Genomic DNA, 11,970 nt, shown 5'->3' on the forward strand with positions numbered 1-11,970 from the left:
ACGCGCTCATACGGCCAGATCGACCTGCTGCATCGTTCCGACGTTACCGTCCTCGCGCAAATAGACGCCGCTGGTGCGAATGTAGCCGCGGCGTGCGTTCTCCGAATCGGTGAGGGCAAACGGGGTTTCGGCGGATCCGAGATAGAGCGCACCGACGTTCGTTTCGCCCAATGCGCGGAGGGAGTCGTTGCCCTCCTCGCCCCGCTGCCACAGGCAAAGCGAAGAAAACGCCGAGTCCGCTTCGTCCACCCAGCCGTTGCCGTCCTCGTCAAGACAGGCCAGGTCGGCGAAGCCGTCACCGGAACGCGTTCCGAACAGTTCGCTGCCGTCATTGATCCGCCCGTCGGCATTGCGGTCGAAGGCGAGCCAGGCGCTGCCGGCGGCAAGGCCCGGGATCTGTTCGTCGCTTCCGTCGGCGTCGAGATCGAAGGCGAAGCGTTGACCGGTGAGTTCGGCCGCGCCGCCGTCGAAATTGAGCACCAGCGGGTCGCGCAGTTCGACGCTGCCGGATTGGCGCAGCGTGCGCTCGCAGGAATAGTCGCGGCACATGGCGAGGCCGAGCGTGAAGTCGATGTTCCGGCCGTCTGCCGTACGCACCGAACCGCTGGCCGAAAAGCCGGTGGCTTCGTGTTCGCGCAGCGACTCGGTCAGCTCGCTGTTCCACTCCATGCGCATCGATCGTCTACCGGCCGACGTACCCGCCTCGGGTTCAGCCACCGCACCATCGCCAAACAGGGCATCAGGAAGACGCGCCGCTGCCTGGTGTGTGCCGGAGATGGCTTCCAGCATCCGGGCGATCAGGTTCTGCAACAACGAGACCAAGCGCAACTGCGCGTCGTCGTTCGCCGCCGGTTGTGACACCTCTTGCGACACCTCGCCCATCACCACGCGAAAGCTGCGGGTGGCGACGATTTCGCTTTCGCGGACATACTCGTGGGTGGCGATCATCGCCACGCTGGACTGCTCGACGATCATGTTCGCCTCCTTGCGTGTTCCGGGAGACGGGACAACGCAAGGGGCGTGCCAGGAAATGGTTTTAACCCGTAGGGTCAGCGACCGAGATAGGCCAGCACCGGCGCGATCTCCTTGAACGGTGGCGCAAAGGTGCGCACGGCGTCCGCCGACGTCCACGGATAGTCGAGGGCCAACAGCCAGTCGAGGATCGGCGGCAACCGTGCCGGCGGCAAGGTTTGCATCGCCTCGATGGTGATCGCCAGACGTTCGACGCGATGCGGCGCTTCCTGCTCGAACACCCAGTCGTAGCGACCACAGCCGACGCGCACATTGCCGCTCGCCTTTTCGGACATGCCGACCAGCCAGTCGCAGGCAAAAACTGCCGGTGGCGTCGCCGCCTCGGCGCGCGGTCGGTCGAGATAGAAGGTGTAGATGTTCTCGTAGGTCTGGTTGAAGCGGCGTACCAGCACGTCGGCAATCGTTGCCGCGCCCTGCGACACGGCAGGAAAGCTGATGCTTTCGGTCTTCACCCGCATTTCCAGGCACGCGTTCGCGGCGAAAACCTGCGGGATCAGGTGCGGCCGGTTTCCATCCTTCGCGCGAATATAGTCTTGCAGCAGCTCAACGACCATGATGCCACCTCCTTGTTTCGACACCGGCCAGGCACTTGCGGATACGCGCCTTGATCGACGGCGGTTCGTCGCGCAGCCCCGCGTCCAGGATCGCCGCGGACTCTTCGGCAAAGCGCGGATGCCGGCGGGCCAGACAGTGGAACCCGGTGTACGCCCAGGCACGCACGAACTTGTTGTCGTCGGCGAGGCAGAGGCGAAGGAAGCGCTCCACGGCATCCACCGCGTCATCCGGCACCGGCAGGTAGGGGAGACACTGGAGGATGTTCAGGCGGCACTCCCAGTTCTCCAGCTTGTCGAACTTCGCATACAGGCTGCGCGCCACGGCATCGGCCTCCGGCACGCTGCCACGTGACTCGAGATGCCGCTTGAGCAGGCGGGTCGCGGCCAGGCGGTGGCGCAGTGCGCCGACCAGTTCGATCATGGTTGGCGCCAGATCGGGATCGCCCCGGTGCTCGTCGTGGATGCGACAGAGGGCTTCGACCGATTGCCCATCCCACGCTTCGATTGCTGATTTGAGAGTCATCTCGCTGCTCCTTGCGTGTTCTTCGCCGCGTTTCAGACCTTTGTTCTGCGTGCGGAAGCGGCGGGTCCAGCCCCGATTATCCGAATCGACGGGAAATACGGCAAGCCAGCCACCGGCCGAGGGATTACAATCCGCCCTTCTCCCGGACTGAACACCCCATGTTTTTTCCCGACTATCCGCTGGCTTTTTTTCCCGTCGCCATCATCGCCATACTTCTGGCAGGAATATCCAAAGGCGGATTCGGCGGCGGCGCCGGTGGTCTTTCCGTCCCGCTGATGTCGATCGTCATCGCACCACCGGAAGCCGCAGGGATCATGCTGCCGATTCTGTGTGCGATGGACATCTTCGGAATAGTCGCCTACCGGGGGCGCTGGTCTACCGAGCACCTGCGCGTACTGCTCCCCGGATCACTGATGGGCATCACGCTGGGCGGGCTCGTCTTCGGATTGCTCTCGGCGAACATGATCCGCTTGATCGTCGGCGTCATCGCGGTCCTGTTTTCACTGAACAAGTGGCTGGACCTGAGCGGCCACCTCGTCCGCCTGCTGGCCCTGCGCCCACGCCCGCCCGGCAAGCTGTTCGGCGGCATCTGCGGCTTTTTCGCCGGGTTCACCAGCACCCTGGCCCACGCGGGCGGGCCGCCCTTCGCCATCTATATCTACTCGCTGAAGCTGGACAAGACGCTGATTGTTGCCACCTCGGTGGCTTTTTTCGGCCTCGGCAACTATCTGAAACTGATCCCCTACTATTTCCTGGGACAACTCAACACATCGAATCTGACCACCGCGCTGCTGTTCTCGCCGCTCGCGCCGCTGGGCGTCTGGCTCGGCATCTGGCTGCACAAGCGGATTTCCGAGGCGGCGTTCTTCCAGGTGAGCTACCTGCTGCTGTTTACCAGTGGCGTGAAACTGATCTACGACGCCCTGCGCTGACCTGGTCGTCTCAGAACTCCAGCGGATCGACTTCGAGGTGCCAGCGTAGCCGCGACGGCGCCTTGATCGCCGCCAACGCCGTGCCCCATTGTGTGAGAAATACCTGCAGGGCCCGGCGCGAAGGCGATTCGGCAAGCAGTTGGGCACGCTCCATATTGGCACGGCGAGCCAACCGCATCGGCACCGGATCGTAGAGCAGCACATCCGGATGTTCCGCTGCCTGCGGCCACGCCCGGGCAGTCGTCAGGAAGGCGATGGCGTCGGCGATCTGCGGCGCTTCGGCGCGCAACATGGCCTGATAGGCATAGGGCGGAAAGCCCGCCTGCTCGCGCTCTTTGAGTTGCGCGGCGGCGAAGGCCGGGTAGTCGTGGCGGACCAGCGCGTCGTACAGCGGATGTTCGGGAAACTGCGTCTGGATCAGTACCTCACCCGGTAGATCAGCTCGCCCGGCTCGTCCGGAGACCTGCATCAGCTGCGCGAACAGTCGCTCCGGCGCCCTCCAGTCGGCGGCGAACAGCGCGGCGTCGGCGCCGAGCACGCCGACCAGCGTCAGTTTCGGAAAATCGTGCCCCTTGGCCAGCATTTGCGTGCCGACGAGGATGTCCGCTTCACCGGAGTGAATCTGTTCAAGCAAAGCCTCCCACTGCTTGCGGCTCCTTGCCGAATCGCGATCGACCCGAAGAACACGCGCCTGGGGGAACCGCTCGGCCAATACCGCTTCGATGCGCTGCGTGCCGCGCCCGAAGGGCTGGAGGTCCTGGTTGCCGCAGGTCGGGCACCCCTTCGGCACCCGGCACTCGAAGCCGCAGTGGTGGCAGCGCAAGCGGCCGTCCGCGAGATGCAGCACCAGATTGGCCGCACAACGTTGGCAGCGCGACACCCAGCCGCACTGGGCGCAGGCGAGTACCGGCGCGTAGCCGCGGCGATTGAGGAAAACAAGACTCTGCTCGCTACGCCCGAGCCGCTTTTCGATGGCTTCCAGCAGCGCACCGGACAGCCCGTCCTGCAGTTTCTCCCGCCGGGTATCGATGCGCTGCACCGCCGGCAGGCGGGCGCTGGCGACGGCCCGCTCGCGCAAGGTCAGCAAGGTGTAACGCGCGGGCGTCCGCGAATCGGTGGCATTCGCCCAGCTTTCCAGCGACGGCGTGGCCGAACCGAGAACGATCGGAATACCACGCTCGTGCGCCCGGAAAACGGCGACGTCGCGTGCCGAATAACGCATCCCGTCCTGCTGCTTGAACGAGGGATCGTGCTCCTCATCGACGACGATCAAGCCGATGTCGGGCATCGGCGTGAACACCGCCAGCCGCGTGCCGAGCACGATGCGCGCGCTACCGTCGAACGCTGCCTTCCAGTGGCGCATACGTGCCGCTTCGGCCAGATCGCTGTGCAGGCTGACCAGTCCGGCGTCGGGGAAACGCGAAGCGACACGGGCTTCGAGTTGTGGCGTCAGATTGATCTCGGGCACCAGCAGCAGGACGGAGCGCCCACTTGCAAGCATCCGCTCGATCAGGCGCAGATAGACCTCGGTCTTGCCGCTGCCCGTAACGCCGTGCAGCAGGTAGGCCTGAAAACCCGCCCCGCCGGCGTCGATCCGGGCCAGGACCTGTTCCTGCTCGATGGTCAACTGCGGTGGTTCGCTCCGAGCGCGCAACTTCGTCGTCCGCCGGGCCGCGCGCGGCTTCGGCGGGTCGACGCGGCGCAGGCCTGCCGGCAGAGCCGAGAGGATCACCTCGCCGAGCGGCACCTGATAGTAGGCCGAACAAAATTCGACGAGACGAAACCAGTCGGGCGGCAAGGAGGGAAGGTCGCGCAGTACCGCATCCAGCGCCTTGAGTTCGCCGCATCCCGCCTCGGCGAGGTCGGGCAGCCCGACGATCACACCGATGCACGGCCGCCGCCCGAGCGTGACCCGCACGCGGAGCCCGATGTCGTCACAAGTGAGACGCTCGGTATCCGGAACACGGTAGTCGAACAAACGATGCAGGGGAACCCCCAGGGCAACGCGGGCGATTTGCATGCGGCGCGACCTACCTCTTCTGTCGCAAAGCAGACAGCGACCTAACTTTCGTCATAGTCCAGTTGGAGCAATCTGCTCGTCTAATTTCTGTAAAGTTCCTGTAACCCATTCATGCAGCAGGCGATTTTCCGTTGTTCACATTTTCTGTGGATAAGTCTGTGGAAGATCCCGTGAAAAACCGGCCAAATCCGTTGCACACAAGGGTTTACCTTGCTCTGCCACAAAAACAGGCAGAAAAAATATTTCAATTAATCAATAGGTTACAAGCAAACCCTTGATTTTCACGGCTTTTCGTGACGATTAGTGACAAACGCCTCATTTCTGTGCATAAGTCGCATCAGGAGTTGACAAGCACTAGTTTTTTTGCCGTTGGCCACGACTGTACTCGTGCACGGTGTCCACCAGCACCGCCACGTGCTCGGGCGGGGTGAATTGCGAGATGCCGTGACCGAGATTGAACACGTGACCGGTACCGGCCGGCCCGAACGCATCGAGAATCGCCCGGGTTTCGCGAACGATCGCTTCGGGCGAGGCAAACAAGACGTTGGGGTCGAGGTTCCCCTGCAGGGCGACGTGTTGCCCCACGCGCCGACGCGCTTCACCAATGTCCAGGGTCCAGTCGATGCCGACCGCGTCGCAACCGCTGCCGGCGATCGCTTCCAGCCAGAGGCCGCCGCCCTTGGTAAACACGATCGACGGCACGCGTTGCCCGTCGCGCTCGAGCACCAGGCCGGCGAGGATGCGCCGCATGTAGTCGAGGGAAAACTCCTGGTAGGCCGCCGCCGAAAGGCATCCGCCCCACGAATCGAAAAGCATCACGGCCTGCGCGCCGGATTCGATCTGCGCGTTGAGGTATTTCGTCACGGCCTCGGCGGTTACCGAGAGAATCCGGTGCATCAGGTCCGGGCGGTCGTAGATCATCGTCTTGACGTGCCGGAACTCGCTGCTCGATCCGCCTTCCACCATGTAGCAGGCCAGCGTGAAGGGACTCCCGGAAAAGCCGATCAATGGCACCGAATTGCCCAGCGCCCGGCGGATCTCGGCGACCGCGTCCATCACATAACGCAAATGGTCGTAGGGATCGGGCACCGCCAGATCGCGAATCGCCCACTCCTCACGCAACGGCCGTTCGAAACGCGGCCCCTCCCCTTCGGTGAAATACAGGCCGAGCCCCATCGCATCCGGCACCGTCAGGATGTCGGAAAACAGGATCGCAGCATCGAGGTCGTAGCGTGCCAGCGGTTGCAAGGTCACCTCACAGGCCAGCGCCGGACTCTTGCACAGTTGCAGGAAGCTGCCGGCGCGCTTGCGCGTCTCGCAATACTCGGGCAGGTACCGTCCGGCCTGGCGCATCAGCCAGACGGGGGTGTAGTCGGTCGGCTGGCGCAACAGGGCGCGCAGGAACGTATCATTGTCAGGTCGGTTCACGGGATGATCCGCAAAAAATAATGAGGCGATTATCCTCCGGACAGGCGCTGCCGCGTCGCCCGCAGAACTACTGCTCGGTCTCGTCGGGACGGCGACCGGGGTTCAGGCCAAGTTGCTTGAGCTTGCGATAGAGGTGCGTGCGTTCCAGACCGGTTTTCTCGGCCACGCGCGTCATGTTGCCGCGTTCGTTCTTCAGATGGTGCTCGAAATAGAGACGCTCGAACGCCTCCCGGGCGTCGCGCAGCGGCTGATCGAACATCGGCAGTAGCGGTACCACGGGACGCGGTGTCGCCGCGTCAGCGTCGCGCTTCAGGATGCCATTCACGTCCTCGGCCGAAATTTCCTCGTCCAGCGCCGAGATCGCCAGATTGCGGATGGCGGCAAGCAACTCGACCCACTCGCCGGGCCAATGGTAGAGGCGCAGTGCGTTCAGTGCAGCGGTGGAAAAACGCCTTGGCGGGACATCATGACGCTCGACCAGATGTGTGAGCACCAGCGGGGCGATTTCCGGCACTTCGTCGGCATGTCCGGAAAGTTGCGGCAGGGCGACGGAAACATCGCCCAGACGGGCAACCAGGCCCGGATCCCACCCGGTTTCTGCCAGCGCGGTCAACGGCCGCGACATCGCGGCGACAAGCATCAGGTTGTATTTCGCCAGCCGCTCCAGCGCAAAAGCGAGGTTCTTCTGCTGCAAACGCCCCATCAGCATCAGGTCGGCAATGAACAGCATGCCGCCGGAGGCGTTCTCCAGCATCTCCTGAGTCAGCGGTACGCTGGAAGACAACAGGTCGAGCCACGGCGTTCTCGGCGCCTGCAGTGTCCGGGCACAAATCTCCGCGATGCTTCCCGCGGCGCTCTTGAGCAGCAGCACGGAGGTATTGGCCGCCGCCTGCTCCAGGCGCTTCTTGAGATCACGCAGCAACGGCGAGCGGGCGAAGGCGTCGAGCGTCACCGGCGGCTTGCTCGGGACGACTTCGTGCTTGAGCGCTTTCTTGACGGTCTGCAACAGCTTCTGCAGGGCAATCGGCTTTTCCAGGAAGTCGACGGCACCAACCCGCGTCGCTTCGACCGCTGAATCGATCGTCCCGTGCCCGGACATCATCACTACCGGCATGGTCAACAGATTCGCCGCGGACCACTCCTTGAGCAGGGAGATGCCATCGGTGTCCGGCATCCAGATATCGAGCAGCACCAGATCCGGGCGCTTCTCGCCACGCACCCTGCGGGCCGCCGCGGCGTTCTCCGCCAGCATTACGGTATGCCCTTCGTCCGAGAGGATCTCGGAGAGCAACTCGCGAATGCCCATTTCGTCATCGACGACCAGTATTTGCGCCATGTTCAGTTCTCTTCCGGTAATGCGTTGCTGTCTTGATGCTGTCTCTGGCGTGGCGCCAACGGCAACAGGATACTGACTTCGGCCCCGCGCGGGGTGCGATTGTTGATGCGGATCTGCCCGCCATGCTCGTCAACGATCTTCTTGACGATCGCCAGGCCGAGGCCGGTCCCCCCAGCCTTGGTGGTCACATACGGCTCGAAGACCCGGGCCATGAGTTCAGGCGGGAAGCCGGGGCCGGCGTCGGCAACGGTGAATTCCGCCATGTCGTCAGTGCGTCGCGTCATCAGCCGGATGGAGGCATCCACCGTGCCCTGCTGGGCATCTTCGGCATTGCGCAGCAGGTTGTGGATGATCTGCCGCAACTGCGTCGCGTCACCGAGAATCGGCGGCAGCGACGGATCTAGATCGAGGGAAATGCCGGCATGGGAGGTCTCGTAAAGCCCCAGCACTTCGCGAGTCAGCGCGTTGAGATCCAGTTCGGCCAGCTCAGGTGCCGGCAGTCGGGCATAGTCGGAAAACTCGTTGACCATCCGCTTCATCGCCTGCACCTGGTTGATGATCGTCTGCGTCGAACGGTTGAGCATTTCGACATCGCCGTTGGCCAGCTTGTCGGCCAGCTTGAACTGCAGCCGCTCGGCGGAAAGCTGGATCGGCGTCAGCGGGTTCTTGATCTCATGCGCCAACCGCCTCGCCACTTCGCCCCACGCAGCGCTGCGCTGTGCGGCGACCAGCCGCGTCACATCGTCGAACACCACCACGAAGCCGGCGCTCCCCCCTTCAGGCAGCGGCGAACCGCGCAGCAAAAGGATTTTCGGCAGGCCGCCGGGCCGGGCCAACTCGAGCTGGGTCTGCCACTCCCTGCGCCCGTGCTCGGCAAAGGCGTTGCGGATGGTCTGGCCGAGTACCCCCTGTCGCGGCCAGCTCTCGACAACCTCGTTGAGCAGGCCGAGGAAGTCGTCCTCGAGGATCGCCTGCGCCCCCTCGTTGATGGTTCTCAGCTTGAACCGGCGGTCGAAGACCAGCACCCCGGCCGACAGGTTGGCCAGAATCGATTCGAGATAGGCGCGCGCGGCTTCGACCTCGGCGCGATGCTTCTCGGTATCCCGGCGCGCTTCGTCGAGTTGCCGGGTCATCTGGTTGAACGACTGGGTCAGCACGCCCAGTTCATCCCGACTGTAGATGGCCTGCCGCGGCGTAAAGTCACCAGCCGCCACTGCCTGTGTTCCTTCCGCAAGGATCGACAACGGCGCCGAGAGACGCCGGGCCAGCACGAAGGCCATGGCAATGGCGGTAAACAGCGCGAGCAGCACCGTCAACGTCAGCGTCATCGCGTAGATGCGGGTGAGTCCCTGGCGGCCGAGCGACAGCTCCTGGTAATCCCGATAGACCGCCTCGACGCGCTCGGCATTGAGCGCCAGGGCACTGGGCACCGGCTGCGTCAACTGCAGCATCCGCGTCTCCATGCCCAGGCCGGAGGGGATGACCGGCACCAGCACTCGCAGCAACAGTTCCTTGTCGGCACTCTCGATCTCGCTGATCCCACGCCCCGCGCGCGCCTGACGCAATTTTTCGGCGGACGGTGGCGCCGGCAGAAAGCCGGTAATGTCGCTGGTCGCCGTCGCCAGCAGCTGCCCCGAGGTGGAAAACAGCGCGATGTACTGCGCACCGCTTTGCTCGCGCAAGCGGGTAAGTGCCGCCCGTCGCTGCGCCTCCGGCTGTTCGCCGAGTTCCAGGGCGATCGCCCGCGCCTTCTCGGACAGATCCTCGAGCAGCGAATCGAGCGCACTGCGCCCGAGGTTGATCCCCGATTCGAGTGCTTTTTCCACCCGGACGTCGAACCACGTCTCGATGCTTTTGGTGACGAACTGCACCGACACAGCATAAATGAGCACCCCCGGGAGGACAGCCATCAATCCGAAGATCAGCATCAGGCGCAGCTTGAGGCGGGAACCGAATACCTTGGCCCGGTACTCCTGCCAGAGCAGGCGTACCTGCCAGACGATCAGGACGAAAAGCGCCAGCGCGACAATGGCGTTCAGGCCGAGCAGCCAGGGATAGTGCCGGGCGAACAGCGCCGTGTTGGCACTCGCCGAAGCCAGCAGGAAGAGCAGGATGCCGCCGAACGACGAGGCGACGATGATCAGCGTCTTCATTTCGCGGCCCCGCCGTCCGCGTTGCCGGATTCTGCAGACTCCGCGGGCACCGCCGGCTCCGGGGCGGAAAAACTCCAGCGCAGCCATTCCGAAGACTGGCTCCATTCCCGGTTCGACAACGCGGTAACCTGGAACGTCTTGGGCATCTGCGTAGGATCCAACCGCAGGCGCGCCGCAGCGGCGTAAACCACACCACCGTCGATTTCGCCCTTCTCGATGACCTGCCAGTGCCGCAAGCGCGACAGCACACGCAAGGCATCGTCCAGTGAGGCGAAGCTCTGGTGCAGTGCGCCGCTCGACAGACGATACTGGCGCGTCAGCGCATGATAGGAAAGCTGATAGGATTTGTTCCGCTGCACGACCTTCTCGTCGAACCAGTACCAGCGTGAGCGCGTCAGCTCGAAATCGGCGGCAAAGTAGAGAACAACCCCCTTGTTGACCGCCGCCTCCAGGCGTGACCCCAGATTGATCGAGAAATTGGCCGAAAGGCTGTAGCCATCGTCGCTCGCCACCATCTGCGCGCTCTGGATGACGACATCCGCCGCACGCGCCGACACGACGACGAAACACATCGCCAGGCAGAAGAAAAACGCTTCAAGCCTTGCGCAGCAACGCATAGTAGAAACCGTCGTTGTTCTCGCCGGGCAGCCACGGTTCCTCGACCAGGCGTTGGGCGTCAGGCTGGCGAACCAGGAAGGCATCGATCTGCGCCGAGTTTTCCTCGACGAAGACCGAACAGGTCGCATACAGCAAGCGCCCGCCGGGCCTGAGCACCGACCAGAGTGTATCCAGAATGGCGGCCTGGGTATGCACGAGGCGCCGGATATCGCTCTCCCTGCGCAATACCTTGATGTCGGGATGCCGCCGCACAACGCCGGACGCGGAACAGGGAACGTCGGCCAGGATGGCATCGAAGGGACACCCATCCCACCACTGCGGCAAGGCGAGACAATCCGCCGCCTTGACTTGGGCCGTGAGGCCGAGGCGCTTGAGGTTGTCCTCGATACGCCGGGTTCTTGCCGGATCGATATCCAGCGCCAGCAAATCGAGATCGGCGGCTTCGAGCAGATGCGCCGTCTTGCCGCCGGGGGCGGCGCAGGCATCGAGCACGCGGCTTCCCACTTCTGGCGCAAGCAATTCTGCGGCGCGCTGCGCTCCGGCGTCCTGAACGGAAACCCATCCATCGAAAAAGCCGGGCAATGCATCGACAGCCACCGGCTTTTCCAGCGTCAAGCCGCAGGGGCCGACAGGTACCGCCGCCATCCCCAGACCCGCCAGCCGTTCACGATAATCTTCCACCGAACAGCGACGTCGATTGACCCGCAAGGTCATCGGCGGGGGCGTGTTTCCCGCTGCCACGATATCCTGCCATCCATCGCGATAAGTTCGCCGCAGGCGGGCCAGCCACCACGGAGGAAACCAGTAGCGCGCCACCTCGTCCTGCTTCGCGGCGGCCAACAGGCTCTCGCGCTGCCGCACAAAATTGCGCAGCACGCCGTTCACCACCCCCTTCAATCCGCCGCCAGCCAATTCGCCCGCCGCGGCAACGGCCTGGTCAACGACCATCGGCGCCGCCTCCGGGCGAGTATCCACGCGATACAGGGCGGCCAGCAGCAAAGCCTGCGTTTCCGCATGCGTCAGCGGCCGTGACATCAACCGTCCGAGAAGAAAGTCGCCCCAACCGTAGCGGCGCAATACGCCGTAAGCAAGATCCTGTGCGGCAGCCCGGGCCGCCGATGGTTCTTCGGCCAGAAGACTCAGGGCGTCATTAAGACTCCTCCCGGCATGAACGGAGGCAAGGACGCGTGCGCCCAGCAGCAGGCTGTAACCGAGGGAATCGCGCGCGAGACGGGAGGTGGCGGCAGTGTCGGCCGGACTGGCGGCCGGCGACCCCCGCCCATCCGGACGCCGGACACGGACGATACGTTTGCCGGAGGCCGGCGACGAAGGAATCGAAGAAGAGGGCAAAAGCGGAACCAAATAATCGTTTGT

At 63.9% G+C, this 11,970-nt stretch carries 10 protein-coding genes; 1 reads left to right on the forward strand and 9 read right to left on the reverse strand.

Going from position 1 to position 11,970, the window contains the following annotated elements; genetic code table 11:
* Nucleotides 1-6: 6 nt before the first annotated feature.
* The 3 genes from BO74_RS10800 to BO74_RS10810 form a co-directional block, all read right to left on the reverse strand.
* The gene (locus BO74_RS10800) at nucleotides 7-975 is read right to left on the reverse strand and encodes an SPM autocatalytic domain-containing protein (RefSeq protein WP_496442238.1); all 969 of its coding nucleotides are present in this window, start codon (nucleotides 973-975) and stop codon (nucleotides 7-9) included.
* A 74-nt stretch (nucleotides 976-1,049) separates the two neighbouring features.
* Nucleotides 1,050-1,586 carry a hypothetical protein gene (locus BO74_RS10805; protein ID WP_496442240.1) on the reverse strand — a complete coding sequence of 179 codons (537 nt, stop codon included), beginning with the start codon at nucleotides 1,584-1,586 and terminating at the stop codon, nucleotides 1,050-1,052.
* Nucleotides 1,576-2,109, reverse strand: a complete 534-nt coding sequence (locus tag BO74_RS10810; RefSeq protein WP_496442241.1) for a hypothetical protein — start codon at nucleotides 2,107-2,109, stop codon at nucleotides 1,576-1,578. Before BO74_RS10810 ends, BO74_RS10805 begins: the two co-directional genes overlap by 11 nt.
* A 158-nt stretch (nucleotides 2,110-2,267) precedes the next feature.
* Here BO74_RS10810 and BO74_RS10815 point away from each other — a divergent pair, with 158 nt between their 5' ends.
* Nucleotides 2,268-3,041 (forward strand): sulfite exporter TauE/SafE family protein, encoded by a 774-nt coding sequence (locus tag BO74_RS10815; protein ID WP_496442242.1) that lies wholly within the window; start codon nucleotides 2,268-2,270, stop codon nucleotides 3,039-3,041.
* 10 nt (nucleotides 3,042-3,051) lie between these two features.
* On the opposite strand, the gene BO74_RS10820 is transcribed toward BO74_RS10815, so the two are convergent.
* The 6 genes from BO74_RS10820 to rsmB all read right to left on the reverse strand — a co-directional run bounded on the left by BO74_RS10820 (nucleotide 3,052) and on the right by rsmB (nucleotide 11,946).
* A complete protein-coding gene (locus tag BO74_RS10820) occupies nucleotides 3,052-5,061 on the reverse strand; it encodes a primosomal protein N' (RefSeq protein ID WP_496442244.1) in 2,010 nt (669 codons plus the stop codon).
* Nucleotides 5,062-5,415: 354 nt separating this feature from the next.
* Nucleotides 5,416-6,489, reverse strand: coding sequence for a uroporphyrinogen decarboxylase (gene hemE / locus BO74_RS10825; RefSeq protein WP_496442246.1), 1,074 nt, complete (start codon nucleotides 6,487-6,489; stop codon nucleotides 5,416-5,418).
* Between the two features lie 67 nt (nucleotides 6,490-6,556).
* Nucleotides 6,557-7,825: a sigma-54-dependent transcriptional regulator gene (locus BO74_RS10830; RefSeq protein WP_496442248.1), complete on the reverse strand. Its 1,269-nt coding sequence runs from the start codon at nucleotides 7,823-7,825 to the stop codon at nucleotides 6,557-6,559.
* 2 nt (nucleotides 7,826-7,827) lie between these two features.
* Nucleotides 7,828-9,978, reverse strand: coding sequence for a sensor histidine kinase (locus BO74_RS10835; protein ID WP_496442250.1), 2,151 nt, complete (start codon nucleotides 9,976-9,978; stop codon nucleotides 7,828-7,830).
* Nucleotides 9,975-10,595 (reverse strand): DUF4390 domain-containing protein, encoded by a 621-nt coding sequence (locus BO74_RS10840; protein ID WP_496442252.1) that lies wholly within the window; start codon nucleotides 10,593-10,595, stop codon nucleotides 9,975-9,977. The genes BO74_RS10835 and BO74_RS10840 overlap by 4 nt, the downstream gene beginning before the upstream one ends.
* Nucleotides 10,573-11,946, reverse strand: coding sequence for a 16S rRNA (cytosine(967)-C(5))-methyltransferase RsmB (rsmB, locus tag BO74_RS10845; protein WP_496442253.1), 1,374 nt, complete (start codon nucleotides 11,944-11,946; stop codon nucleotides 10,573-10,575). Before rsmB ends, BO74_RS10840 begins: the two co-directional genes overlap by 23 nt.
* Nucleotides 11,947-11,970 lie beyond the last annotated feature (24 nt).

It is taken from the genome of Propionivibrio pelophilus DSM 12018, from assembly GCF_059569095.1.